A 25,559-nucleotide genomic window follows, 5' to 3' on the forward strand; every position below is an offset into this window, starting at 1 on the left:
TCAACAAGATTATTTGAATGAATTAAGGGGCATTATTCTACCATATCCAGATGTGCACTCTGGGCCTGAATGGCCGCGCCAGGGATTGTCTGGCTGAGAATCTCAAGGATCTCTTCGGGTTTCCCAGCATGCGCCAGGGTCACGAGTTTATCCAGAATGGCGTTGAGCTCGTCGCTCGAAAGGGCTTCTTCACTGTCCACCTGGTTGATATCTGGGTGATTGGTATGGGAATAGGCGAAGCCCTGGTCCCAGAGGTCTTCGCTGAGTTTCTCGCCGGGACGGATGCCCGTATAGATGATTTCGATATCCTTGTTTGGCTCAAGCCCGGAAAGCCGAATTAGGTCTTCGGCGAGGTCCTGAATCTTCACCTGCTCACCCATATTCAGGACATATGCCTCTCCACCCTGGCTCATCGCCGAGGCTTGCAGCACGAGATGTACCGCTTCGGGGATTGTCATGAAATAACGTTTCATTTCAGGGTGGGTTATGGTGATCGGACCGCCTTTTGCGATTTGGCGCTTGAAGCGGGGAACCACACTGCCCCGGCTGCCCAAAACATTACCAAAGCGGACGACCGTGAAAGCTTTATGGTGGGTTCGGGCGGCATTGAGCACGATCATCTCGGCCAGGCGTTTGGTGGCGCCCATCACGTTGACTGGGCGGATTGCCTTGTCGGTGGAGATCATCACCAGACGCTGGACGTCAAATTCCAGGGCTGCCGTGACAATATTACGCGTGCCCAGGATGTTATTGGTGATGGCTTCTTCGATGTTGCTTTCCATCAACGGGACGTGTTTATGGGCGGCTGCGTGAAAAAGCACCTCTGGCTGCCAGCGTTCAAAAAGAATTTGCAGACGGCCAAGATCGCGCACATCGGCGATCAGGGGCTGGGTCTCAAGGCTGGGATGGTTATCTCGAAGTTCAAGCATGGTCTCAAAGATGCTGTTTTCACCATGACCGAGGAGCAGGATTCGGGCGGGTTGGGATTGGGCGATTTGCCGGCAGAGTTCCCGGCCGATTGATCCACCGGCACCGGTCACCATGACGGTCTTGCCCCTGAGCACTTCACCCAAGGCAGTGGAGTCCATGTGGACCTGTTCACGCCGCAAAAGGTCGGAAATATCCACTTCACGCAGGCGGCTGACATTCACCACACCACCCAGTAGTTCATACAAGCCGGGCATTGTGCGGAATGGCACCCCTTGCTGGCGGCAGGCATCGGCGACTTGTCGGAGGATCTTGCCGGATGCGCTGGGGATGGCAATGACCACCTCGTCTACAGGTCGGGTCTCCAGCACTCGATCTATCTGGGATAGTGAGGCTAAAACCTTGATGCTATGAATTTCACTGTTCAATTTGGCTGGGTCATCATCAATGAATCCAATGGGATTCATATTCAACTGGGGGTTCTTTTGCAGTTCGCGGACCACCATCGCACCGGCATCCCCAGCCCCAATCACCAGGACATCTTTTTGTTGATGCTTATTTTTCTTGGCGCCGTGGGCTGCGGTTGATGTTGTCTCAGCCACCAGCCGGAAAATGAAGCGCAAACCGCCAACGAATAGGATGGATAATAACCAATCAATGACCAATACCGAACGGGGAAAGCCAGTGAAAACATCGGTGGCGAATAAAGTGATCATGATCGCGGAAACGATGATGGAGGCCGTTGAGACGGCCATGATGATCAAAACCAATTCACGGATGCTGGCATAACGCCACAAACGGCGATAGATTCCAAAGAAATAGTAAATAATCGGTTTGATAACGATGACAAGCCCCAGCATCCAGAGCAGCGAAATTCGATAGGTATCAAAGATGGCGAACAGTTCCAGGCGGATGATGAAGCTGGCCATGACGGAAACCAGACTCAAGAAGATATCCCCCATCAGCAAATAGCGATTACGTATGCGTCTTCCAAATATATCCATAAGGGGTTCTTCCTGGGGTTATTGGCCTTTAAAACCGATGACCGATCCCACGGTGCGCAGGATGATGGCGATATCCATAAGGATGGTGCGGTGCTCAATATAATAGAGATCGTATTCCAGTTTGATGGCGGTTTCTTTGACGTTCCCGGCATATTTTTGATTGATCTGAGCCCAGCCGGTGATGCCCGGTTTGACCAATAGACGTGCCCGGTAGAAGGGCAGGGCTTTTTGAAATTGCTCCACCATCTGCGGCCTTTCGGCCCGAGGGCCCACCAGGCTGACTTCACCCCGAATGACATTGATAAATTGGGGGAGTTCATCCAGATGCGTTTTTCGTAGGAACCAACCTACCTTGGTGACCCTATCGTCGTTTTCTTCGGTCATCCGTGCCTGGCCATCTTTTTCGGCATCCACCTTCATGGTGCGGAATTTAATGATATTGAAGGATTGTCCACCTCGGCAGAGCCTTTCCTGCTGGAGGAAGATGGGGAAGCCGGATTCGAGAATGATAGCGAGCGCTATCAGCGGGAAAAGGGACGCCATAATCATGAAACCGATCAAGCCCCCAGCAAAGTCAATTAACCGTTTGGAAAGCTGATAGGCCAGGCCAGTGTGGGCTTTCTCCACGAACGATCGCACGATCCATTCCGCTTCGAGCAGGAAAATGGGAACGCGGGAAAGAATTTCTTCATAGATCACCGGCATGGAGGTCAGGTTGACACCCTGTTCTTGGGCCGCGAGAATTGCCTGGAACATTCGGCCGTGCATTTTTCCCGTGATGGCCAGGATCAGGTCGGTGATTTCCTGTTCTTCAATGATTCGAGGTAGATCCTGACTATCACCGAGAACAGTATATTGACCAACTTGGGTTCCCTTTAGTGATTCGTCATCGTCTATCAGCCCTGCCATAAAGAACGGCTCTGGTGATTGCGCATCAATCACATTCACGATGGCCTGACCGGCTTTCCCTGCACCAACGATCAACACCCGCCGTTGAAGGGCAGGTGCGGTAAAAATCCGGATATAAATCATCCGCCAGGCAAGGGTAAGGAGGGCGACGGCGATAATGAAGACTGCGACACCCCGGCGGGGGAGTGAGTTGGGTGGGGATGTGAAATAGATCAGCAGATAGGCAAGCCCATTGATCAGGGTTGCCAACCCGATTCCCTTCAAAGTATCCACGGGCTTGCTGGCCCGGTGCATATCATACAACTCGACCAGCAGGATAATCCAGAAGAACGGCAGCATGAAGAACCAAACAGGAGGCCTTTGGGTGATGAATTCCAGGGAGAATTCCATCCAGGCATCACCAGCCGCCCAGTAATAGAGCGCAAAAAACAGCGCTACGGCTGCCATTATGACGTCACCTATGAAAAGGATAAAGACTCTCTCAGAGGCGCGTAAATACCATCGTCGTGGCCGAGATTGCGATTTCATATTTTACATTTTAACATTTATTACGATTTTGGGGGAGAAACCTGGCTCCAAAGAAACCCAGTTCCCCAGGAAAAGTGCATGGTGGCGATTGCCAGAGGGACTCCGATCAACACGGCGGTGTCTTTTTTCCGGATTCCCAGTTGGATGCCCGCTAAAAGCAGGACAAAGGCATAAATTGCCAGGATTCCGCTCAGGGCCCAGCGTGCCAGACCGAGGAAGGGGGAGGCCACCAGCAGGATTGCCAGCCCGAGGACAAAGAGAGGCGGCAAGGCCTGACGCCAGCGCAGGGTTTGCGGGTAACGACGGAGCATTTGGCGTTTCCAGTAACCATAGCGCCAATATTGACGTGCCAGCGCACGCAGATTGTGACGGGCAAAATAGGCGGATCGGATCTGCGGATCGAGCCAGACCTGACCGCCCGATTCACGCACCCGGGCGTTGAATTCGTAATCTTCGTTGGCGAGCAGGGTTTCATCATAGAGGCCGATCTTGTCAATCAGCTCGCACTTGAAGGCGCCAAACGGGACGGTATCCACGGTGCCGGCCTGATCGGTGAAACGATATCGAGCATCACCCACGCCGATTGGATGTCCGGCGGCTGCGGCAATACTTCGGCCAATCCAATTATCGCTGCCAGGTTGGATATCCCAAACGCCACCGACATTTTGACCCAATCCGGCTTCCAATGCCGCGACGGAACGGGCGACATACTCATCATGGGGTTTGGAATGGGCATCCAGCCGTACGATGATCTCACCGTGCGAGGCTTTGATGGCGGAATTGAGGGCTGCCGGGATGCTGTGGGTGTGATCTTCGATCAGGACCACTTGCAGCTCGGGATGTTCAGCCTGCCATTCAGCGATGGCTGCCTGGGTGCCGTCGTTGGAGCCGCCATCTGCAATGACGACCTCCATATTTTCGGCAGGGAAGGATTGGCCCAATAAGCCATCCAGTAGAGGCTTAATGGTCCGCTGTTCGTTATAACAGGGAATGATTACAGAGACTTGGCGTTTCAGTGTGTTAGTCATTGTTGTAGAGGTATTTTTACCACAAAATGACTGCCTTCCCCAGGTTGACTTGTGACGGAAAGCTCTCCGTCGTGGGCCTGGACGATTTGCTGGCAGATAGCCAGGCCCAGCCCGTAGCCGCGGACCTCTCCGCCTGTCCGGGCTTTATCCACCTGGTAAAAGCGCTCGAAGATTCGGTTTTGCTCGTCCTTGGGGATTCCCTTTCCTGAGTCAATTACATGGATCCACACTGTTTCTCCATTGAGTTCGCAGCGAAGGGTGATTCTTCCACCAGCGGGCGTGAACTTCAGGGCGTTATCCAGAAGGTTATCCAGCAGCTGCATCAGGCGGTCCGGGTCACCGTAGACAAAAGCGGGGGTTTCTGATTTTCGCATGTCAAATTGAATACCGGCAGCTTCCGTTCGGGGTGTGAATTTATGTTGGGCGGCGTCCAAAAGCGGGTTGATATCCAATGTCTCAAATGAAAAGGCGATGGATCCGGCTTCCAGCTTGGTCAGGGTCAACAGGTCCTGGACCAGGCGATGCATTCGGGCGGTTTCCATGCCGATCACATCCGCAGCCTGGGCCAGCTCTTCGGGGGAATGGGCGGTGCCATCCTGAATGGCGCGGGCGAACCCCTGGATGGAGGTCAGCGGCGTCTTGAGTTCATGCGAAACATTGGCGATGAAGTCCTTTTGGGATTGCTGGCTTTCCTGCACCTGGTGGGTCATGGTATTGAAAGAGGCGGCCAGTTGGCGGACTTCTTCGGGCCCTTCCAGCGGGATAGGATGGGCGCGGCCATCGGCAACCTGCCGGGCTTCCCGGCTGATTCGCCGTAAGGGCGCTGTGATCCAGCGCGACATGAGCAATGACAGGATGAAGGCTACCAGCAGTGCAAGCAGACCAGCCTGTGCAAGGGGGGCCAGGTATTGATCGCGGAAGATGGTGACAATTTGAAAACGGGGGCGGCTGACTGCAAAAAAGGCTAGTCGGTCTTGGTTGATCCGCTCGATGATGTAATACCAATTCTGTTTTGCGGAATCGCGATAAAAATTCGGCAGGGTGCCAATTTCCGTGAGGATTGGTGTGTCGCCAAATTCGGGCAGGTTAGCACCTTCCACATTCAGTGAATCGGCCACCACCCGTCCGTCATTGGTTAGCACCACGATCCGCCCGCGGATTTGGTTGGTGTTATTGACGAGTAAGGTTTGGAGGATATCTGCGTCCAGGTCGCCCACGGATTGCAGCCTGGGCAGGGCATTGACCCGCAGGGCTTGTAGGTTGATGGCGGCTTGTTGAAGCGGGATATTGCCGCGGTAGACCACCAGCACGATAGCTGTGCCCACCACAAACAGCACCAAGCCGATCAGCAGGGCGTAGGTCAACCACAAGCGGGAACGCAGAGAATTAAACATCAGACAACCAGCTTATAGCCGATGCCGGTGACCGTCTCGATTTGGATTTCACTGGCTGCGATCTTGCGGCGCAGCTGGGCGATGTGCACATCAACGGTCCGGGTCTGACCATAGAAGTCATAGCCCCAGGCTTTGCTCAGCAGTTGTTCACGGCTGAGGACGATACCCTTGTTTTCGGCCAGGACTTTTAGGACTTCAAACTCCTGCGTACGCAGTTCTATTAGGTTGCCGTTGATGCGGATTTCACGTCCGGCGAGATTTATTTCCAGATCACCAATTTGAAGCGGCTCTTCAGCGGCCTGCAGTTGAGGTGGGACGCCCCGGCGCAGGACAGCCCGCACCCGTGCAACCAGCTCACGGGGATTGAAGGGCTTGGTCAGGTAGTCATCCGCGCCAAGTTCCAGTCCTAGGATCTTGTCGATATCATCATCACGAGCGGTGACCATGATGATCGGTACGGAGTTGTCTTCCGCACGCAGGCGCCGGCAGACTTCAAAGCCATCCACCTGCGGAAGCATTACATCTAAAACCACCAGGTCGGGATGTTGGCTGCGTACAGCGTCCAGTGCTTTTTGACCGTTGCCAACGGAGCTTACGGCGTAACCATCGCGTTCGAGGTAGAGCCGCGCCAGTTGAACAATATTGGGTTCGTCATCCACGACCAGAATTTGTTGCTTATCCATTAATTTGGCCTACTTCTCTCCTTTGGGCAGGAGGGCCACGGCTTCAATTTCCACTGCTGCGCCTTTGGGCAGCGCGCCAACCTGGAAGGCTGAACGGGCGGGGAAATTGGAGGTGAAGAATTCGCCATAGATGGCGTTCATCAAGCCGAATTCATTGATATCCTTCAGAAAGACTGTGGTCTTGATGACCTGATCCAAACCGGTGCCGGCTGCCTCAAGAACGGCTTTCAGGTTGGTGAGCGCCTGGCGGGTTTGGGTTTCAATGCCGCCCTCAACCAGATCACCGGTGGCGGGATCTATGCCCAGCTGACCGGCGGTGAAGACCAGATGCCCTGTGCTGACACCAGCGGAATAAGGTCCAATGGCGGCGGGAGCGTTTTCTGTGACGATAACCTTCTTTTGATGGCTCATGGAATACCTTTCTGGGAATAATTGTGAAAAATCTTGTAAAAATTATAACATTTTGGTCAGGGGATGGTGTAAAGCGGGGGTAAAAATCAAAATTGAATCAATAAAGGGTTAGCCAACACTCTAGCTAACCCTTTGCCTTGTTTATGGGTGTGATTGCCTATTCAAACTTCAGCCATTCCAGGATTTCCGCCAGACAGGCATCGAAAATTTCCTGCATGATGGCAGGGTCAGCCTGATAAGCGCCGCCATACATCCCATCGTCATAGATTTTCCGGATGGCATCTTTGCCGTGGATATAACCGCTGGATTTCGGCACAGATTTGATCTCCTTGGGCATATCGGACACGATGGTGAAATCGAAGGCTTCTTCCCAATTGGCGTGCTGGTTAATGAGGCCGTTCTCCTGGCTGATCTGTGCCACTACCGGGCGCGTCCACCAGGCATACCAGCGCATCATCAGGTCCGGCAGTTCATTTGCCAATTCCACGAGGTGGGATCGCACCGGGGTATTGCCGCCGTGACCGTTGAGGATCAGCACTTTGTGGAACCCAGCGCCGTAGAGCGAGCGGAGGATGTCTTCGACCAGATCAAGATAGGTGTGCAGGCGCAGGTTGATCGTTCCGGGATAGGAGAGAAAGTAGGGTGAGCAGCCGAAATTGAGGGGTGGCGCCAGGAGCACACCGCTGGCTTTGCTGGCAGCCTCGCCCAGCTTTTGAGGAATCTTGACATCCGTAAGCAGGCTCAAATAGCCATGTTGTTCGCATGCGCCAAGAACGAGCATCACCCGATCGTCTTTTTTGAGATATTCCTCAACACCCATCCAGTTGGTGTCTTCAAAACGCATGACGATTCTCCTTAATTATCAATGGAATAGGCTGCTCGGAAATCAGCAAAGGCATCATAGAATGAGAGGCCGAAGGTATTTTCAAAGGCTGTGGCCGATGAATATGAGCAGTAATCGAGCATGCTTTCCAGGCCGAATATATCCACAAGATATTTAGTGAACAGATAGGCTTCAGGATAGGTCAATGAATTACCGGGATAAGCAAGATATTTATTTTCCTGGTTGGTAAATGCTGCGATGGGCCAGGTGGCCATTCGGGGGTATTCGATATCCAGCAATGGGTTGGAAAGAGCCACCATGGCCATCCCTTCATAGACCAATCCATTATCAATGTCGTTCAGGGTTTCAGGATAATCAGATTTGGAGAGGTAATATTCCTGCAAGGCGGTAAGGAAAAGAGCGTCATTCCCTGTCAGGTCATCGGCTGAGAGGCTGAAATAATTATAAAGACCAAGATCCGGCACATCGGCCATTGTGAACATGTATTCCGCTAAACCGACACTCTTCCAGACCTGAGTCTCACTTTTTGGTTCAGGGAATAGGTAGAGTGTTGTTTCGTAGATCAAGTTCGACAGTGAGTAACTGGGGAAATAGAGACTGGCTTTAGATGGCTCTGAGTAGGACCGTCTCAGGTCGCCATCGAAATAATAATAGATGGGTGCTTCCCAAGTTGGTTCGATTTGGGCGAAGTAGCCAGGCGCCGCATCCTTGATATAGGCCATCATGTTCTCCATCCCGGTATTAAAATTGGATAGCAGATACATCATGGGTGTGGGTGAATCGGTGAAATTTTCGGAGAAAGAATAGGTCCTGTTCGCCGAGGTAAAAATCATGGTGTAGTCTTCGGAAGATGAAAAAGCCATCTCTTCTAGGAAGCCCAGGTCATATACGGGTTCGTATGTGCCATTGACACCAATCGATTCCAGCCAGGCCTGACGGTAATCGGTTTGTGAGATCGTTTGATAGAGCGCGTCTGGTCCCTGCTCCGCCACGATGAAATTGACAAGTGAGGCCGCGGTATCCCGAGCAGTCTCGAGCGTGTTATGGTCGGTGTAGACCCCGAAGAAAAAAGAAGGGAAAAGGGAGAGCGTCTTATAGTTGGCCTCGTCGCTGTAGTATTCCTGCAGTTCATCTACCTCTATTTCATTTCCGAAAACAGCACCTTCCACACCGGCGAGCTTCCAGGGCAGGCTGAAGCCTGTATAGGCATTGACCAGGGCAGTTTGGTAATAGCCCTTTTTCACGTCTTTTATTGAACAATAGATCGATGTTCCATCCAGGAGAATGTCATCCACCAGCGGCTCATCCATTACGTAAATGTCTAGATGCTTATCCGCCTGTAAGAGGGTGGAAAGGGCTGTGTAATCCGCCAATATAAGGTCATAGAGTTCCTGTCCCATCTCCGTCTCAAAGATGGAATCCTGGATATGCAGGTCAAATTGGGCAGTTGATACCGTATGGTTAGTAAATGCATTGGGAATAAGGTCATTGGCTGGATGTTCACTAACCTGAAAATCCAGTTTTTGGCCTGAACAGCCGACCTGAGATGCGAGAAGGAGTATGCCGAGTAGCAGGATGATTATTTTGCGGGATTGTTTCAGTCCCATGTTTTGGCCTCTTCATTCTTTTTAATGATGATCTAATACCACAATTTTACACGAACCTGGATTTCGTGATGGGTATTTCAATAATTTCATCCTAAGATAACACGATGGGGGCTTGTCTCGACACAAAAAAAGCAGAGGCGGTCAGAAAACCACCTCTGCGTATGTTTGTTGATTTTTGTGTCGGGACTTAGATCACGATGTTGACCAGCCGGCCGGGCACATAGATCACCTTGCGGGGGGCCTTGCCCTCCAGATAGGCGATCACGTTCTCACTGGCCAGGGCGGCGGCTTTGGCATCTTCTTCCTTGACGTCCACCGGCATCACAATGCGATCACGCAGCTTGCCGTTCACCTGAATGATCAGGGTGATCTCGTCTTCTTTGGTGGCGGCTTCATCGACTTCGGGCCACAGCTGGGTGTGCACCGAGTAGTCATGCCCGGTCTTTTCCCAGAGTTCCTCGGCGATATGTGGGGTGATGGGAGCCATCATGCGCACGTAGATGCTCTCGGCTTCCTTCCAGGCCTCGCTGCCAAATGCGCCATTGGCTTTGGCGGTGGTCATTTCGTTTTGAAGTTCCATCAGGCCAGATACGATCGTGTTGAAGTTGAAGGTCTCGAAATCGTGGGTGACGGAGGCCAGGGTTTGATGGACCTTGCGGCGCAGGACCTTGAGGGTCTCCTTATCCGCTGTGTTGGCATTATCCACCGGCTCGAGGAAGTTGTACCAAACCTTGCGCAGCCAGCGGGCACTGCCTTCGATGCCGCTGCTGTTCCAGGGGGCACCCAGTTCCCAACGGGCAAAGAACATCAGGTAGGCCCGGACGGTGTCGGCGCCATAATCGGCCACCAGGTCATCTGGGGAGATCACGTTGCCGCGGCTCTTGGACATCTTCTCGTTGTCCTCGCCCAGCACCATGCCCTGGTTGCGCAACTGCAGCATGGGCTCCTTGCCTTTGGTGATGCCCAGGTCACGGAGGGCCTTGTGGAAGAAGCGGGTGTAGATCAGATGCATGGTGGCATGTTCAATCCCGCCGGTGTAGATATCCACGGGCATCCAATAGTCATATTCCTTCGGATCAAAGGGGCCTTGATCGTAGTCAGGGCTCAGGTAGCGCAGGTGGTACCAGGAGGAGCACATGAAGGTGTCCATGGTATCAGTTTCGCGTTCAGCCTTGCCGCCGCAGACCGGGCAGGTCGTGAAGCGCCAGGTCGGGTGCAGCTTCAGGGGGCTTTCACCGGTGGGCAGCCACTCGACATCCTCAGGCAGCAATACGGGCAGATCCTCATCAGGCACCGGCACCGCGCCACACTTCTCGCAGTGGATGATCGGGATCGGCGCGCCCCAATAGCGCTGGCGGGAAATCAGCCAGTCACGCAGGCGGTAGTTCACAGCGCGCTTTCCTACGTTTCGTTCTTCAATATAAGCAATTGCCTTATCGAAGGCCTGATCACCGGGAGTGCCGGTCAGTGGACCGGAATTGACCATTGAGCCCTTGGCGGGAACTGCTTCGGTCATATCTTCCACAGCGATGGGGCCCATATCGTCCGGTTGGATGACAATGATGATCGGCAGATCGTATTTACGAGCGAATTCAAAGTCGCGCTGATCGTGCGAGGGGACAGCCATGATCGCACCGGTGCCGTAGCTCATCAGGACGTAGTCGGCAATCCAGATCGGGATTTTCTCGTCGTTGACCGGGTTGATGGCATAACCGCCGGTGAAGACACCGGTCTTTTCACGGTCGGCGGCCTCACGCTGTATGTCGCCCATCAGTTTGGCTTCCTGTTGGTAGGCTTCAACGGTATCTTTTTGCTCGGGTGTGGTCAGCTTTTCCACCAGAGGGTGTTCCGGCGCCAGAACCATGAAGGTGGCGCCCCAGAGCGTGTCGGGCCGGGTGGTGAAGACTTCAATTTCATCGCCGTCTTCGGTGGTGAAGACCACGGAAGCGCCTTCGGAGCGGTTGATCCAGTTGGTCTGGAGGGTTTGGACCTGTTCGGGCCAATCCATCTCGGAGAAATCCAGCAGTTCATCGGCGTAGTTGGTGATGCGGAAGAACCACTGGCGCAGGTTTTTCTTGATGACCTGGGTGCCGCAGCGTTCACAGTGCCGGTCTTCGCCTTGCACCTGCTCGCGAGCCAGAGTGGTGTTGCAATGGGGGCAGAAATCGACCGGGGCGTCTTTTTGATAGGCCAGGTCGTTCTTGAAGAACTGGGTGAAGAACCATTGGGTCCATTTGTAATATTCAGGGTCGGCCGAGACGGCTTCCCGGCGCCAATCGAACATGGCGCCCATCGAGCGGAGCTGGCGGCGCATGTTGTCAATGTTGCTGTAGGTCCACTGTTTGGGGTGGATCGAGCGCTGGATGGCGGCGTTTTCAGCCGGCAGCCCGAAGGCATCGAAGCCCATCGGGAACATCACGTTGAAGCCTTGCATCCGCTTGAAGCGTGCCCGGGAATCGGAGGGCGTCATGGCATACCAGTGACCGATGTGCAGGTCGCCGGAGGGGTAGGGCAGCATCGTGAGAGCATAGAACTTGGGCTTGTCCGGGTCGATGTCCGAATGGTAGAGACTGTCGGCATCCCAGCGGCTTTGCCACTTGGGCTCAATCTCTTCAGGTTTATAAGTTGGAATACTGGTCGGGTCTGACATAAATAATCTTCTCCAAAAAAGTTCAATCGGTGAGCGATAAATCATCGCCTGTGTTTGAAACGGTTCACAGGCACCGGGTCTCATTTTACCGCAGAAGGAGGGCAGGGCAGCCGGAATTGTGAGCTGCGGCAATGAATGCCGGCCTACGATCAGGCGCTCGGAAACAACCTCCCTCGGGAGTGGATGAAGCTGAAATTGTGACATGTCGTGCTTGCATCCTGAACCTGCCTTTAAATAAAAAACGCCGTCCACACAGGGACGACGTCGCTGACGCCGCGGTACCACCCTGCTTCCCGTACCTCCATCAAGGTCGGACAGCTTGGGCCGCGTTAACGGGCGGTGGGCGTCACCGGTTACTGGGGGTTCACCGGTGCCATCTATCCCCTGGGGGATGAGTCAGGCGAGTTCGACCTTGGTTGGCGTTCCGTAACACCTGCCGGGCTTTCACGTTCCCCGGCTCGCTGGCGGATGGTCTACTACTCCTGCCATGATGTTTTTGTTATTATCCACTGATTGTAACATATTTCATAATGGGGATTCAATCACCAAAGACGGAGGAATCACAGATATTTAATCTAAGGATTCATTTTCGGAGGTTAAGAATGCTTTAAATCCGGGCTTATTCAATGGGCGGGCTCTATGGGTATAAATGCACCCTGCCGTATATGCTGGGGATGGTTTCGGGCTTCTTCATGATGCTGACCCTCAATGGACTGGTCTTTGGTTTCCTGATTGAAAAGATCCCTGCTTTCGAGGTCGGCTTGCGGATTGCCGGGGCGTTGTATATTCTCTGGCTGACCTGGCACACCCTGCGGGCGAGTTACACCTTTGACGAGGAACAGACCAAACCACTAGGTTTCGGCGCTATCTGAACCAGCCCAAGGTGTGGCGGGTGGTGAATATTGTTCTGGCATTGCTGTTGGTCTATTCCACAGTGTATATCAGTGGGGTGCGGAAACTCCTTCACTAGAAGAATTTGATAATTACAATTTTCCCCTCATCAGTCTGCTTCGCAGCCAGCTTCCCCACCAGGGGGAAGCCTTAACCGAAACATGATCTCTTTGTGTACCCAGAGACAAGTTCTTAAGCCTTCCCATTGAGGTGAAGGGGGCCCGAAGGGCCGGATGAGGTGAGGAATTTGTATAGTTGACGAGATTGATATTTCATATTGCTCTCATCAGTCTACTTTGCAGACAGCTTACCTGAAGCGAAGCGAAACACCCGAAGTGTAACGGAGGGTGCGGGGAAGCCTACTTTTAGCCTTCCCCTCAAGGAGCTCTGCGACGCAGTCCCTTTGGGAGAGGGGAAGGTGCCCCACAGGGGCGGATGAGGTGGATTATTTCTCTTCGGGAAAGAGAAAATAGCGGATGTCATTACAAACTGCTTCGAAATCCTCGCTCACCTCATTGTTCGAATATCTCTTGACAGTAATCCCAAGACCATGAAAGTAATTATCTCGTTCTAAATCTATTGATTTTCTAACATTATCAAAGTGTTGCGAGCCATCCAGTTCAATCGCCAACTTCGAACTGGCACAATAGAAATCCACAATATATCTGCCGATGACTTTTTGGCGGTTAACTGTAATAGGGAGCTGTTTCAGAAAGTCATACCAAAGATGGCGTTCTTCTTTGGTCATATTCTTTCGAAGCTGTTGAGCTAGAGGGGTGAGTTTGTCATTATGTTTGTTATTGGAGCTCATAGTTCCACCCTATTGTTGGTTATGATATATTTCCCCTCATCAGTCTGCTTCGCAGCCAGCTTCCCCACCAGGGGGAAGCCTTAAGGAAATTTAGACTTCCCCTTGAGGGGAAGGTGGCCCAAAGGGCCGGATGAGGTGAGGAATTTACTTGTAGGGCTTTAGCAAAAACAACTATTTATAACCACTGGATTACTCTACTGCAATGCTAGCTTCATCATTATGGGGAAGATAAAAATACTTTTCTATATCGCAGCCTTAACCATATTAATCTCTCCCTCCTCCTCACTTGCAACAAACCCCATCGATTCGTACAAGTGAATGGCGCTGGTGTTTTCCTCATCCACGGCGAGAAATGCTTTCCTCGCACCATGGTGTTTACCATATTGCAGGGCCTGGGTCAGCAGGTGGCGGCCGATGCCTTTCCCCTGGTGGGCGGGTCTTACAGCGACTTCTCTGATCCAGATGATCGGCCCATTCTTTTGATCCTGCCCATATAAGCCGGTGCATAAAATGCCTGCCAACTCGCCATCAGGAAGCCGGTAGGTCAATATGGCAGGGTGGGTCACGGCGTCATTATTGGTCAACCATTGCCTGAGCCAGTCCGGTGTCTGACCAGTGAAGCCCCTGCTCTGCCTCCGGCATTCCAGGGTAATTTCGGAAGCTGCATCGGTTTCATCTGCGGATAAAAAGTCGAACGCGATATTGGGGTGTTCCTCAATATCATCCAGATTGGGCCTGAAGTAGTCATGCCAGATGCTTCTGACTTTCAAGCCGGCAGCGTTCAATGTCGATACCCAGGCGCGGGGGACAAAGGTCAGCAGATATGGGCCTTCTTCCGCCAAGGCCGGTATCAGCATATCGACACTGTCTGCGGCCCACAGGTATTGTTGAGACCGGTTTTCATGGTTTTCACCCTGCACTAAAATCAGCTCGTCATTATCCGCAATCAGAGCGCAGTCATTCAATTCTTCAAATTCAGCGTAAAAAAAGGAGGAATGCGTAAATTTCTCGGCCTGTTGTTTGATCCTGGTGAATTCGGCTTTATCCAAGTGATACGCTCCTCAAAAGTTACGGCTTGGGAGAATCCACAACCTGAAACACCTCTCCCAGGCAGAGATCGCCGGGTTCTTCCACCCAGGCATAGCGGACGCCGTCCCGCAGGGGGCAGGGGAGGTCCTCCTGGAAGAGCTTGCATTCCGGCCAGCAGGCTTTACCTTCCTGCAGGATACCGAGTGCTAGATTGTCGGCTTTGATGATCGCTCCCTTTTCAGGCATCTGCTCGCATTCGATGGTGATATCCGCAACGAAGCGTTTGAAGCAGAGGCCGCGCAGCTCAGCGGCATTGACTTCCTGCCGGGCGGAGAGGCTCAACAAGCTGACTGGCCGGTCGGGGTTCTTACGCTGGGCACCTTCCATCCCATACTCGTTGAAGCGGGCGCATTTTTCGTGATCCAATATTTCAGCGACTTTATATTCCATATGTTTTCCCTTTGGCTGTGACACATATTGGCAGTAGGAAGTAATAACCCCTCCCATTCTATCATTCATGGGAGGCTGTTAAGGAAAATCATCGAAGTTGATTTGGGGATGGATTGTGAGGGGTTAGCAGAGCTCTCGCAGGATGGCAGCCAGAGCTTTTGGGTTTTCGACCATAGGCATGTGGCAGGAATTCTGGATGAAGTGGAAGTTGATGTTGTTTTCGATATCTTTGCCAAGGTTCAAATCGGAGATGCGGTCCTTGTAATTGGCTTCTCCCCGGTCACCAAAGATCCCGTGGATTTCGATGGTGCTGTTATGGATGAGATCGGTGAAATCGAAGTCGGTTTGGAGGGATTGCTTGAGTTCATCGCTGTAAAACGGCGCTTCGCCTTTGATCATCGGGATGATTTTTGCCCCATGGATGGCCATGTTCTCTGGTGTCATCAGGTTACGATAGAATTTCTCGGCGGGTTTGAGGTTGCTCTCAATCAGGATCACCTTTTCGCAGCGAACACCGAATTTAGTCACCAGTTCAAGGGCAATCAGCCCACCCATGCTGTGACCGATGAGGCAGTTGCAGTTCAGGTCTTTGCCGTAGGTATCGTAGGCCCATTGAGCGATGTCTGAAATGGTTTCAGCTTTTTCGGTGATCTCATGGGGATATTCGATGATGAGATTCTCAGGATTATCCAAAATTAATTGAAGATCGTCCCAGACGGCTTTGGTGCAATTGGCACCGTATAAATAGATGTTTTTCATAGTTGATAATCCTTCTGGTAAAGAAAAAGCTTCATGAAAACGAATGTCTTCGTGAAGCTTCATTTAGTAAATTATCCATCTCATGACTTTTGAGATGCATGACTAACTCGCAATAAGGGGGCGTTCCCTCACAGGAGATTGCAGTGGTATGAATCCTCAATCATTCTTCTTCCTTCTAATCATACTTCTGAATCACTGAAAATGAAAATCCATTACAGGCTAAGGTGCTTATGTAAAATGAAGGGACTCCCGAAAAGGGGGGCTACCCCTATCAGGGGGCTACTGTGCTATGGGCCTTAAAACAAAAAGCGCCCCGAAAGGCGCTTATTAGGTGGACCCAGAGAGATTCGAACTCTCGACCTTCTCAATGCCATTGAGACGCGCTCCCAACTGCGCTATGGGCCCAATTTTTAATTATTGTACCCCGTGCCCTCTTGCTGCGGGGCACCAAAGTGGACCTGGAGGGACTCGAACCCTCGACCTCCTCAGTGCGATTGAGGCGCGCTCCCAGCTGCGCTACAGGCCCCTTTTTTCAGGGTGATGACGATTTTACCTGACGGGAGGCAGGCTGTCAAGATGATACCTGACCTGAAACGCAGTGGGAGCGGCTCTTGCTTGGTTTTTTAGATATTGTCGATCAGGGATCCCACGATCAACAAAAATCCAGCACCGAACATCGCCCAGATTCCCAGGTTGTTAGGCAGACTTATCACATTGAGAATGGTATCAAGAAAGCCTACTGCAAGCAGAACTATTGAAATTAATAAGGTCATACTGGTTGGACGTTGAGTCATAGGGTTTGTCATTTGGTTTTACCTCCTTATTGAAGGAGGTGAGAAAAAATACTGATTTACTAATGTATGTGTATATTGGAGATTTTACAAAAGATTTCAAGCTAATTGAAATAAATGACAGGTAATAGATAGGCTTTCGTCGGGTTTACAGTTGTTAGCCTGTTATTAACATCAAAACAGTAACTATTGCGCTTCTTGTTGGTTAATGCATGTGATGAATCAGACTTTACTTCTAATTATCAGTGTTATTGTGGCCTATTTGATTGGCTCGATCCCCTTTGGTTACCTGGCAGCCAAATGGCGGGGGATCAATATCCGTGAAGTGGGCAGCGGAAATATCGGCGCTACCAATATTGCCCGGAACCTGGGCTGGAAATTAGGCGCTGTGGTCGGTGTGCTGGATTTCATGAAGAGTTTTGTTCCAGTGTTGATCGCCCAATTGCTATTTGATGGCATAGGAGATATCTTGCTGGTATCCATTATGCCCATTGTCGGCCATATCTTCCCGATTTGGCTCAACTTCCGAGGCGGTAAGGGCGTGGCCTCGATCTTTGGCCTGCTGGGTGCCTATTTTGGCCTGCCGACCTTCCTGGGTTTTCTTTTGGCCTGGTTTTTGGTGGTCAAGCAGGTCCGTTTGATGAGCCTGGTGAATTTAATTGTAGCTTTGTTGATCCCGGTGGTGTTTTGGCTGAAGTATGCTCAACTGGCATTCATCCTGTTTGGTGTGCTGCTGGGTGGGATCATTTGGATCACCCACCGTGCAAATATCAAACGATTATTAGCTGGTGAAGAGAATAAGATCACCCTATAGGTATTATTTATCGGTATTCAGGGTGACACTGAGACGAGAAGATCGAGTATTGATTTTCTCGTCTCTTTGTTTTTCCCCCAGGTCTTTGATTAAATCCTGATCCACAATCTTCCCCCGCCCCCGGCCAGGTAATTTCGCAGTGCCAGGCGGGTTTCGGCTTCATCAGTCCAGAAATCGCCAACTTGTGATACATAACAAAGAACGGCGTCCTGCCAGGCGGTCAGAGCCTCTTCACTTAGTTGAGCAGGGATCTTTTGGAGCTCGCCGGATTTCAGGATCGGGGTTTCGAAATTATTGAGGATGTAGGGAAAATCGAGGTAAAAAGCGGCTGTTCGTTGAAAGCTCTCACTGGCGGTCGCGGCCAGACGATGGTCGATGTGACCGCCCAAGCCAAGCGGCAGCACTAACTGGGCCTCAGCGGGGGCTTCGCGGGACAGCAGCTCTGTCATCAGTGAGACCATTTCTGGCTCCGGCTGTTTGCCAAACAGTTCGTCATTATTATTCACCACGGCTTCGCCGGTTCTGGAATCCCGGCGATAGATGGCGTCAAGTAAATCAAAATGACGGAAAGCCGCACCTAAACGGTCGCAGGCTGCCTGATCTTCTTTCCGCCGCATAGCGATGGCTTCCCCGCCAGAAATTCCCCAGCGTTGGTGGTTGGCCCGGGCGAATTCGGAATAGTCTTCATCCGGCGGGTCTCCGGCTAGAAGCGTCCAAATGGAGACCTGTTGGCCTTCCTTTGCCAGGCGCCAAACCAGGCCGCCGCAGGATAGGGCGACATCATCCAGATGGGGGGAAATGAAAATCCATTGATCGTTTAGCATCATAAGTCTATTTTATCGCAAGGATAAAAAAACTGCCCTGGAAAATCTCCAGGGCAGTTGATGTTCAGATGGGAAGAGATTACTCTTCGTTTTCTTCGTCCTCACGCTTCTTGGCGTCGATGACTTCCTGTGCCAGGTGTTGCGGGACCATTTCGTAGTGGTCGAATTCCATGGTGAAGTAACCACGCCCGCCGGTCATGGAGCGGAGGATGGTGGTATAGCGGAGCATTTCAGCCAGCGGGACATTGGCGGTGACGGTGGATTTACCCTTTTGGGTGTCCATACCCTGCACACGGGCCCGGCGGGAGTTCATATCGCCCAGAACGTCACCCATGTTGCTCTCGGGGACAATGACCTGTGCCCGCATGATTGGCTCATACAACACTGCGCCGGCATCTTTGAAGGCCAGTTTGAAGGCTTCACGCCCAGCGATTTCAAATGCGATCGGTTTGGAGTCGACGGGGTGTTCTTTACCGTCGTAGACCGAAACTTTCACATTGTGGACGGGGTAGCCAGCGACTACACCTTCCTTCATCACGTTGCGGATACCTTTTTCGATGGAGGCCATGTAGTTGTTGGAGATGGCGCCGCCGACGATGGCATTTTCAAACTCAAAATCCTCACCCTCAATAGGGGCGACCCGCAAATGCACTTCACCGAACTGACCGGCACCGCCGGTTTGTTTCTTGTGGCGGTACATGGCTGAATTTTCACGGGAGATGTGCTCTTCGTAGGGCACTTTGGGTTCTTCGATGTTCAGACCGAGTTGGAACTTGTTCTCTGCCCGGCGAATAGCCACATCAATGTGTTGATCGCCCATACCCTGCAGAATGGTCTGCCGGGTGGCGGCTTCATTGTGCCAGGAAAGGGTCATATCTTCTTCGCAGAGCCTTGCCAGCGTGCTGCTGAGTTTGGCTGCGTCAGACTGGGTCTTCGGGAACAGGGCGACCTGGTAGAGCGCATTGGGATAATCGGCTTTGGGCAGAGTCAGGGGGTTGTTCTTGTCACAAAGTGTGTCGCCCGTGGTGGTGACACTCAGTTTGGCAACCAGACCGATATCGCCACAATGCAGTAAGCTGGTGGGAATCCCTTCTTTGCCTTGGGGGATTTGCATGCCAGCGAGGCGTTCTTCCTCTTCTTTGGCGCTGTTCCAAACGCGTTCATCGCCGATCATCTTGCCGGAGAAGACCCGGAAGAAGGTCTGCTTACCCACGAAGGGGTCAGCGGTGGTCTTCCAGACAAAAGCGGCTAGCGGACCGTCATCTTTTGGTTCGAGGGTAACTTCTTCGCCCTTGCTGTTCAGCGCAACTTTGGGGCTGACATCGGCGGGGGAGGGCATTAGATTTGTGAGAACGGTCAACAGTGGGAAGAGGCCGACTTTGTGAGCGCCGGCGGCAACTAGCACTGGGATGAAGTTGCCTTCCCAAATGGTGTTCTTCAGACCGCGGATGATTTCCTTGTCGGAGAGGTCGCCTTCTTCAAAATATTTTTCCAATAGTTCGTCGGCACCTTCGGCAGCGGCTTCAACTAATGTCATGTGAGCTTCTTCTGCAGCGTCTTTGTATTCAGCGGGGATTTCAACGCCTTCAGTCTTGTTGCCTTCAAAGGCTTTCATCGAAAGCAGGTCGATCACACCTTTGAAATCTGATTTTTCACCCCAGGGGAGCTGCAGAGGTAATAGGCGGGTTTCGACATGTTCTTGAACAGACTGGAGCGCTTTTTGGAAATTCGCGTTATCCCGCTCCATCTTGTTGATCAGGAGCATCCTGGGCAGTTTGAACTGTTCGCTGTATTGAAGCGCCATTTCAGTGCCAACCTCTAACCCGGCAACGGAGTCGACCAGGATCAAAGCGCCGTCTGCAACCTGCATTGCTGAGATCACCTCGCCGATGAAGTCGGTGTAGCCGGGAGTGTCTAGAAAATTAAGTTTCGTGTTCTTAAATTCCATTGGCACAACAGAGGTGAACAGTGAAATGCCGCGTCGGATTTCCTCATCGTCAAAGTCGGAGATGGTGGAGCCATCTTCAACCTGACCAATACGGGTGGTGATCCCGGTGAAGTTTGCCAAAGCTTCAACCAGCATTGTCTTTCCGGCGCTGCTATGCGAGGCCAGGACTATGTTCCTAATTGATTCAGTCTTATATTCTTTCATCTAAAAAACCTTCCTTGCTCCTTGGAATAGACGCTCATGATACTGACGTGCAATTTTCAATTCTATGACAATCGAAGTTAAAAGTCAAAGCAGTACGCCGGCAGCCTTCATTAAAATCAGAAAGATTTGCTGGGTACCGCCATAAACGTTTTATGCGCAGATTATTATAACAGGAATGGGCGTTTTGATTCCGATTGAATCAATAGAAAAGTCCGGTCTTGCATCGGAAGAGACCGGACTTTGTGTTGTTTTGGCAGTGCGATCAGGCGACGTGCAGCTCATTCACTTTGCGGAAGTGATAGCCATAGATGCTGAAGGTGATCGCCAGGGGGAACTTATCTGGGCAGTGGAACAGCGACCAGAAGAACAGCCGCCAGTACTCCTTCCGCTCATCGCTTTTGATTCCAATTTCAAAAATCGAGCGGAGTAAAGCAGCTACTTCCTGCCATTGGAGCGTGACTGTGTGGCGATGGGGTTGATATTCTTTTAGGAATGTTCGCACCCGGTTATAAAATCCTTTAGCGGAGTAGATTGAATCCAGGATCTTGCGATAACCTTTACTGAGCAGATTGGGGTCCATGATGGGTGTGATATTTGATTCGCCATCGACGTTATCACCGGAATAAGAGTTGCTGATCCGGCCTTCCCGTAGCATGCGTTGATAAAGTTGGGTGCCGATTGGAGCCTGCAGCAGGCCGACCATCGCGGTTACTATACCACTCTTTTGGATGAACTCGATCATCCGGTCGAAGATAGTATCATCATCGCTGTCAAAACCGACAATAAAACCACCCATCACCTGCAGACCCATTTGTTGAAGTTTCTTCACGGAAGAGACCAGGTCTCGGTTTCGGTTCTGGCTCTTGGAGCACTCTGCCAGGGCAACATCATCAGGCGTCTCAATCCCTACGAACACCTGAGTGAACCCAGCCTCAACCATCAGTTTAATTAATTTATCATCATCGGCCAGGTTGACCGAGGCTTCCGTTGTGAACAAGCAGCCTTTCTTTCCCTTGCGCCATTCAATTAACGCAGGGAGAACCTCTTCTTTCAATATTCGTTTGTTGCCGATGAAGTTATCGTCCACGATGAAAATACTTCGCCGCCATCCGAGGGCATAGATTTTATCCAGTTCAGCGATCAATTGTTTGGTGGTTTTCAGGCGCATGCGGTGTCCCAGCAGGGCGGTCACGTTGCAGAAATCGCAGTTGAAGGGGCAGCCGCGTGAGAACTGCAGGCTGAGCGAGTCATAGTGGCGTAGGGTGATCAGTTCCCATAGGGGGACTGGGGTTTTGGTGATGTCAGCATACTCGTCGGTTTTATAGATCCGCTGGGGTTTGCCCCGGCCAAGATCCGAGAGGAACATCGGCAGGGTGATCTCCGCCTCGTTGAGGATCAGGTGATCCACTTCGGGGAAGGCGTCCGGTTCAGCGGTGAAGAGCGGACCGCCGGCGATGACTGGCTTGCCGGTCTCTTTTGCCAGCGACAGAACCTCGATGACGGAATTGCGCTGCACGGTCATGGCGCTGATCAGGATCATATCTGCCCAGGCCAGGTCGTTCTTCTTCAGGCGGGAGACATTCATATCCACCAGGCGTTTGTCCCAGGTGGAGGGCAGCATCGCCGCCACAGTCAGCAGTCCGAGGGGTGGCGAGGAGGATTTCTTGTGAACGAATTTCAAGGCGTGCTTGAAACTCCAGAATGTATCTGGAAATTCCGGGTAGATCAATAGGATGTTCATGCTTCAAGACCTTCTTCTTTTTCATTTTTTTCGCTCTCAGCCGGTTGGGCTTTGGGCTCTTGTTCGTCCTTGGCATTCTTAGCGTCTTTCTTATCCTTGCGAGGAGTGGACTTTTCTTTGGGACGCCGCTTCTTTTTATTCTTATCGTCTTCGGGCTCTTCCACCTCGGGAGCGAAGCCCATCAGGACCTTACGGTCCAGGGTGTTGACCTTTTGGAACATGTCGGCCATTTCTTCGGGGGTGTAGGATAAGTCGCTGTCCAGCCACCAGTAGATTGTGGAGAGCAGGGAGCCGGCGAAATGATTGGCGATGAATTCGGTGGGGATGACCGGTTTTGCATTGAGCTCATCAATCTCCTGTTGAATGAAATTGGCAATATTGTCCGCAACGCTTTGCCGCAGCTGGTTGGCTGCCGTGATGCCGCCGCTGCCGATAATCAAAATCCGGTAGAGGTCATAATGTTCCGCTGCGAAGTCGAAAATGCGCACGAGGGCTTTGTTGTCATCCAGCCGCCATTGCGCCTCGGTTATCTGGGGAACCTGTGCCATGAAGTCGTCAATGAATTGTTCCATAACATCCAGCAGCAATTCATCTTTATCCTTGAAGTGCAGGTAGAAGGTGGCCCTGCCCAGGTTGGCTTTTTCGGTGATGTCCTGAATGGAGATGGCGTCGTAACCATCTTCCATGATCAGGTTCATCAGAGCATCTCGGAGCAGTTTGCGCGTGCGTTGAACACGCCGATCCATTTTTCTGGCCATAGCGAATATCCTTAAAGTAAAAAAAAGACAGAGAATTGTGAGATGTAAAATAATAGACAACTGTACAATAATATATTGATTGTTATTATATGGTTTTACGCCAGCTTGTCAAGCGCTTTTTTTAGGTTGAACCGAATTTTAAGGTTTTTGGTGGGGGGCGTTAACGTAGGGAACGAGATAAGGGTGGTTCAGCAACTGGCTGTGGAGTTTGACGTATAATTAATCGCGCGTGATATTTATAACCCTGAGAGGACCGCTAAGATATGGTCACACGACCGATCCACAATCCACTTGAAGACCTGAGCATCAGATCCCGCATCCTGGGGATGAACATCACCGGTGCTAAGACAAGCGCTGTTTATGGTGATATGAATGGCTTGATCTATGAACGGATGCAGATGGAGACCCCAGCGGACCGGCCGTTCCTGGAGGGCTTTGATGCGATCTGTGCCCAGGCGGACAAATTGATCAGGGTCTGCCGCGCTCAGGGCTTGCCCAGTCCGGAAGCAATCTCACTAGCGGTGAGCGGGCCGGTGAACTTGCTGAAAGGGGAGATGGTTATCCCACCTGACCTGCCCACATGGGAAGGGGCCCAACTGAAGGGCCGTTTTACCGTCCGCTATAACCTGCCGGTTTTTGTGGAACAACGCAGCCAGGCCGCCGCGTTGGCTGAATCAACCTTTGGGGCGGGGATCGGGCTGGAGAATGTCATTCTGGTTGATATGGAGCCGGTGGTCGCCGTGGGTATGGTATTGAATGGTGCTGTCTATCACGGAGCAAATGATATCGCCGGTGAAATTGGCGCGATGCAGATGGCTGAGGACGGACCGGCTGGTTTGGGACGGCCGGGGTCGCTGACGGGCTTCGCCAGCGGGTTTGGCATGGCTGAGTTGGCACAATTAAGATATCCGGCGCACTGGCCGGAACCATTTGGACCGTATGACCTGGTTAGATCTGTCCGCAATGGCGAAGAAGAAGCCCTGGCAGTGGTTGCAGAGGCTGGTGAGAACTTAGGGAAAGCACTGGTTTGGCTGGTGGCTATGCTGGACCCGGATCTGGTCGTCTTTGGTCACCCGGGTGACCTGTTGGGAGATGCCCTGCTGGGTCCGTTACAGGCGGTGTTGAGCGCTGGCCTTCGGGGTCAACAGAAACCGCTCCCGCGCCTGGCTGGAACCAAGTTAGGATCAAAGCTGGATGATGTTGCGGCGCTGATGGCAGTGATTGACAGCTTCAAGAACAAGCCTAGATAGCTAATATTTAGTCTTTTCCAGGGGATTTTTACGAAAAGATTGAAAAACAATCGTACTTAATTATATAATCGCTTTAAGATAAATTAATCCATAGGCGAACTGATGAATCAAACAATTTCTTCGCGCGACCGCATGTTGGCCGCCCTGAATTGCGAAACACCGGACCATCCCCCCTGTAGTTTCATGCTCTTTGGTGCGCTGCACCAAAGTTCCGCTTCCTACCTTGAATTTATCAAGCATCAATTGAATGTGGGGCTGGATGCTGTTGTGGAGCTGCCACCCAGACCGCCCCATGTCAGGAATGACCATTACAACCTGCATGGTCTGCCCGTGTCCTACCATCCGGAGGTTTGGGAGGGAGCGAGTGTCTCCACCCCGGTGGGTGGCGCGGCTCCTTTGCTTCGTAAAATCTATCATACGCCAGCGGGCGACCTCACGGCTGAAGTGCGCCAGACAGATGATTGGCGGTGGGGTGACCATATTCCCTTTTTGGATGATTACCTGATTCCCCGTTCCATCAAATTTATTGTGGAAGGTCCCCGGGACCTGCCCGCATTTCAATACCTGCTGATCCCTCCGACAGAAGCTGAAGTGGCTGATTTCAAGAAAAATACAGCGCCCTATCTGGATTTCGCCAAAGAGCAAGGCCTGTTAGTGGCAGGCGGCTGGGGTGTGGGGGCGGACATGATCGGCTGGGTGCACGGGCTGAACACCCTGGTCTATGATATTTATGATCACCCCGAATTCGTCCGGGATCTGTTGGGGATGATCGCTGAGTGGAATCGGGCCCGGATGCAGGTTGTCCTGGATGCAGGCGTGGACCTGTATATCAAGCGGGCCTGGTATGAGAACGTTGATTTCTTCACCCCCGCGAGCTGGCGGGAGCTGATCCTGCTGGAACTGCGGCGTGATGCGGATTTGGCGCATCGGGCAGGTGCGAAGTTTGGTTATATCATCACTGCCCGGGCCATGCCGCTGTTGGACCTGATCGCTGAGGCAGGTGTAGATGTGTTGATCGGTGTGGACCCGGAAGCCTTTGACCTGGCGTTGACCAAGGAGAAGCTGAAGGGGAAGGTGTGTCTGTGGGGCGGCGTGAACGGGCATCTGACCGTGGAGCATGGCGAACCTGCTGACGTGGCGAAGGAAGTACGAACAGCTTTGAAGGAATTGGGTCCGGATGGCTTCATCCTTTCACCGGTGGATAACGTCCGTGAAGAAACAGTAGTGGCCCTTGAGAACGTGAAAACAATGATCCATACCTGGAAAGAGGAAACCGGCCAGGTCATTTAACATCACAGGGAGGC

General features: G+C 52.1%; 23 protein-coding genes and 2 tRNA genes. 5 read left to right on the plus strand and 20 right to left on the minus strand.

Annotation, left to right across the window (positions count from 1 at the left end; all coding sequences use genetic code 11):
- Positions 1 to 32: 32 nt before the first annotated feature.
- From JR338_10960 to JR338_11000, 9 genes are all read right to left on the minus strand, one after another.
- On the minus strand, positions 33 to 1,931 hold the full coding sequence (locus JR338_10960; protein ID QRN82924.1) for a polysaccharide biosynthesis protein: 1,899 nt from the start codon (positions 1,929 to 1,931) through the stop codon (positions 33 to 35).
- An 18-nt stretch (positions 1,932 to 1,949) separates the two neighbouring features.
- Entirely contained in the window at positions 1,950 to 3,287 is a 1,338-nt protein-coding gene (locus JR338_10965; GenBank protein QRN82925.1) for a sugar transferase, read from the minus strand.
- 101 nt (positions 3,288 to 3,388) lie between these two features.
- A complete protein-coding gene (locus tag JR338_10970) occupies positions 3,389 to 4,396 on the minus strand; it encodes a glycosyltransferase family 2 protein (protein QRN82926.1) in 1,008 nt (335 codons plus the stop codon).
- Positions 4,393 to 5,790 carry a HAMP domain-containing histidine kinase gene (locus JR338_10975; GenBank protein ID QRN82927.1) on the minus strand — a complete coding sequence of 466 codons (1,398 nt, stop codon included), beginning with the start codon at positions 5,788 to 5,790 and terminating at the stop codon, positions 4,393 to 4,395. Before JR338_10975 ends, JR338_10970 begins: the two co-directional genes overlap by 4 nt.
- Entirely contained in the window at positions 5,790 to 6,473 is a 684-nt protein-coding gene (locus JR338_10980; GenBank protein ID QRN82928.1) for a response regulator transcription factor, read from the minus strand. The genes JR338_10975 and JR338_10980 overlap by 1 nt, the downstream gene beginning before the upstream one ends.
- A gap of 9 nt (positions 6,474 to 6,482) precedes the next feature.
- On the minus strand, positions 6,483 to 6,884 hold the full coding sequence (locus JR338_10985) for a RidA family protein (GenBank protein QRN82929.1): 402 nt from the start codon (positions 6,882 to 6,884) through the stop codon (positions 6,483 to 6,485).
- Between the two features lie 157 nt (positions 6,885 to 7,041).
- Positions 7,042 to 7,728, minus strand: coding sequence for a creatininase family protein (locus tag JR338_10990; GenBank protein QRN82930.1), 687 nt, complete (start codon positions 7,726 to 7,728; stop codon positions 7,042 to 7,044).
- Between the two features lie 11 nt (positions 7,729 to 7,739).
- A complete protein-coding gene (locus JR338_10995; protein ID QRN82931.1) occupies positions 7,740 to 9,335 on the minus strand; it encodes a hypothetical protein in 1,596 nt (531 codons plus the stop codon).
- A 187-nt stretch (positions 9,336 to 9,522) separates the two neighbouring features.
- Entirely contained in the window at positions 9,523 to 11,985 is a 2,463-nt protein-coding gene (locus tag JR338_11000; GenBank protein QRN84422.1) for a leucine--tRNA ligase, read from the minus strand.
- Between the two features lie 339 nt (positions 11,986 to 12,324).
- Between JR338_11000 and JR338_11005 the strand changes: the two genes are divergently transcribed.
- Both JR338_11005 and JR338_11010 read left to right on the plus strand, forming a co-directional pair.
- A complete protein-coding gene (locus tag JR338_11005; GenBank protein QRN82932.1) occupies positions 12,325 to 12,498 on the plus strand; it encodes a hypothetical protein in 174 nt (57 codons plus the stop codon).
- A gap of 113 nt (positions 12,499 to 12,611) precedes the next feature.
- Entirely contained in the window at positions 12,612 to 12,857 is a 246-nt protein-coding gene (locus JR338_11010; GenBank protein ID QRN82933.1) for a LysE family transporter, read from the plus strand.
- Between the two features lie 464 nt (positions 12,858 to 13,321).
- Here JR338_11010 and JR338_11015 read toward each other — a convergent pair whose 3' ends face one another.
- The 7 genes from JR338_11015 to JR338_11045 form a co-directional block, all read right to left on the minus strand.
- Positions 13,322 to 13,687: an endonuclease domain-containing protein gene (locus JR338_11015; GenBank protein ID QRN82934.1), complete on the minus strand. Its 366-nt coding sequence runs from the start codon at positions 13,685 to 13,687 to the stop codon at positions 13,322 to 13,324.
- 242 nt (positions 13,688 to 13,929) lie between these two features.
- Positions 13,930 to 14,736, minus strand: coding sequence for a GNAT family N-acetyltransferase (locus tag JR338_11020; protein ID QRN82935.1), 807 nt, complete (start codon positions 14,734 to 14,736; stop codon positions 13,930 to 13,932).
- Between the two features lie 19 nt (positions 14,737 to 14,755).
- Positions 14,756 to 15,166: a hypothetical protein gene (locus JR338_11025; GenBank protein QRN82936.1), complete on the minus strand. Its 411-nt coding sequence runs from the start codon at positions 15,164 to 15,166 to the stop codon at positions 14,756 to 14,758.
- Positions 15,167 to 15,289: 123 nt separating this feature from the next.
- A complete protein-coding gene (locus JR338_11030; protein QRN82937.1) occupies positions 15,290 to 15,925 on the minus strand; it encodes an alpha/beta hydrolase in 636 nt (211 codons plus the stop codon).
- Positions 15,926 to 16,257: 332 nt separating this feature from the next.
- Positions 16,258 to 16,330 (minus strand) — tRNA-Ala (locus JR338_11035).
- A gap of 48 nt (positions 16,331 to 16,378) precedes the next feature.
- Positions 16,379 to 16,451, minus strand: a tRNA-Ala gene (locus JR338_11040).
- A gap of 97 nt (positions 16,452 to 16,548) precedes the next feature.
- On the minus strand, positions 16,549 to 16,731 hold the full coding sequence (locus JR338_11045) for a hypothetical protein (protein QRN82938.1): 183 nt from the start codon (positions 16,729 to 16,731) through the stop codon (positions 16,549 to 16,551).
- A 202-nt stretch (positions 16,732 to 16,933) separates the two neighbouring features.
- On the opposite strand from JR338_11045, the gene plsY reads away from it, so the two are divergent.
- Positions 16,934 to 17,530 carry a glycerol-3-phosphate 1-O-acyltransferase PlsY gene (gene plsY, locus JR338_11050; GenBank protein ID QRN82939.1) on the plus strand — a complete coding sequence of 199 codons (597 nt, stop codon included), beginning with the start codon at positions 16,934 to 16,936 and terminating at the stop codon, positions 17,528 to 17,530.
- 89 nt (positions 17,531 to 17,619) lie between these two features.
- Here plsY and JR338_11055 read toward each other — a convergent pair whose 3' ends face one another.
- The 4 genes from JR338_11055 to JR338_11070 all read right to left on the minus strand — a co-directional run bounded on the left by JR338_11055 (position 17,620) and on the right by JR338_11070 (position 23,005).
- Positions 17,620 to 18,357, minus strand: coding sequence for a PIG-L family deacetylase (locus JR338_11055; protein QRN82940.1), 738 nt, complete (start codon positions 18,355 to 18,357; stop codon positions 17,620 to 17,622).
- Between the two features lie 76 nt (positions 18,358 to 18,433).
- The gene (locus JR338_11060) at positions 18,434 to 20,506 is read right to left on the minus strand and encodes an elongation factor G (GenBank protein ID QRN82941.1); all 2,073 of its coding nucleotides are present in this window, start codon (positions 20,504 to 20,506) and stop codon (positions 18,434 to 18,436) included.
- Between the two features lie 262 nt (positions 20,507 to 20,768).
- Complete coding sequence (locus JR338_11065) at positions 20,769 to 22,247, minus strand: B12-binding domain-containing radical SAM protein (GenBank protein QRN82942.1); 1,479 nt, start codon at positions 22,245 to 22,247, stop codon at positions 20,769 to 20,771.
- On the minus strand, positions 22,244 to 23,005 hold the full coding sequence (locus JR338_11070; protein ID QRN82943.1) for a TetR/AcrR family transcriptional regulator: 762 nt from the start codon (positions 23,003 to 23,005) through the stop codon (positions 22,244 to 22,246). Before JR338_11070 ends, JR338_11065 begins: the two co-directional genes overlap by 4 nt.
- Positions 23,006 to 23,268: 263 nt before the next feature.
- Between JR338_11070 and JR338_11075 the strand changes: the two genes are divergently transcribed.
- Complete coding sequence (locus JR338_11075) at positions 23,269 to 24,255, plus strand: ROK family protein (protein ID QRN82944.1); 987 nt, start codon at positions 23,269 to 23,271, stop codon at positions 24,253 to 24,255.
- Positions 24,256 to 24,357: 102 nt separating this feature from the next.
- Positions 24,358 to 25,545 (plus strand): hypothetical protein, encoded by a 1,188-nt coding sequence (locus tag JR338_11080; GenBank protein QRN82945.1) that lies wholly within the window; start codon positions 24,358 to 24,360, stop codon positions 25,543 to 25,545.
- Positions 25,546 to 25,559: the final 14 nt, after the last annotated feature.

The sequence above is a fragment of the Chloroflexota bacterium genome (assembly GCA_016887485.1).
GTDB lineage: Bacteria > Chloroflexota > Anaerolineae > Anaerolineales > Anaerolineaceae > Brevifilum.

Coding starts and splice junctions, on each gene's coding strand:
- JR338_10960 (QRN82924.1), bottom strand. CDS start 1,931: ATGGATATATTTGGAAGACGCATACGTAATCGCTATTTGCTGATGGGG.
- JR338_10965 (QRN82925.1), bottom strand. CDS start 3,287: ATGGCAGCCGTAGCGCTGTTTTTTGCGCTCTATTACTGGGCGGCTGGT.
- JR338_10970 (QRN82926.1), bottom strand. CDS start 4,396: ATGACTAACACACTGAAACGCCAAGTCTCTGTAATCATTCCCTGTTAT.
- JR338_10975 (QRN82927.1), bottom strand. CDS start 5,790: ATGTTTAATTCTCTGCGTTCCCGCTTGTGGTTGACCTACGCCCTGCTG.
- JR338_10980 (QRN82928.1), bottom strand. CDS start 6,473: ATGGATAAGCAACAAATTCTGGTCGTGGATGACGAACCCAATATTGTT.
- JR338_10985 (QRN82929.1), bottom strand. CDS start 6,884: ATGAGCCATCAAAAGAAGGTTATCGTCACAGAAAACGCTCCCGCCGCC.
- JR338_10990 (QRN82930.1), bottom strand. CDS start 7,728: ATGCGTTTTGAAGACACCAACTGGATGGGTGTTGAGGAATATCTCAAA.
- JR338_10995 (QRN82931.1), bottom strand. CDS start 9,335: ATGGGACTGAAACAATCCCGCAAAATAATCATCCTGCTACTCGGCATA.
- JR338_11000 (QRN84422.1), bottom strand. CDS start 11,985: ATGTCAGACCCGACCAGTATTCCAACTTATAAACCTGAAGAGATTGAG.
- JR338_11010 (QRN82933.1), top strand. CDS start 12,612: ATGGGCGGGCTCTATGGGTATAAATGCACCCTGCCGTATATGCTGGGG.
- JR338_11015 (QRN82934.1), bottom strand. CDS start 13,687: ATGAGCTCCAATAACAAACATAATGACAAACTCACCCCTCTAGCTCAA.
- JR338_11025 (QRN82936.1), bottom strand. CDS start 15,166: ATGGAATATAAAGTCGCTGAAATATTGGATCACGAAAAATGCGCCCGC.
- JR338_11030 (QRN82937.1), bottom strand. CDS start 15,925: ATGAAAAACATCTATTTATACGGTGCCAATTGCACCAAAGCCGTCTGG.
- JR338_11045 (QRN82938.1), bottom strand. CDS start 16,731: ATGACAAACCCTATGACTCAACGTCCAACCAGTATGACCTTATTAATT.
- plsY (QRN82939.1), top strand. CDS start 16,934: ATGAATCAGACTTTACTTCTAATTATCAGTGTTATTGTGGCCTATTTG.
- JR338_11055 (QRN82940.1), bottom strand. CDS start 18,357: ATGATGCTAAACGATCAATGGATTTTCATTTCCCCCCATCTGGATGAT.
- JR338_11060 (QRN82941.1), bottom strand. CDS start 20,506: ATGAAAGAATATAAGACTGAATCAATTAGGAACATAGTCCTGGCCTCG.
- JR338_11065 (QRN82942.1), bottom strand. CDS start 22,247: ATGAACATCCTATTGATCTACCCGGAATTTCCAGATACATTCTGGAGT.
- JR338_11070 (QRN82943.1), bottom strand. CDS start 23,005: ATGGCCAGAAAAATGGATCGGCGTGTTCAACGCACGCGCAAACTGCTC.
- JR338_11075 (QRN82944.1), top strand. CDS start 23,269: ATGGTCACACGACCGATCCACAATCCACTTGAAGACCTGAGCATCAGA.
- JR338_11080 (QRN82945.1), top strand. CDS start 24,358: ATGAATCAAACAATTTCTTCGCGCGACCGCATGTTGGCCGCCCTGAAT.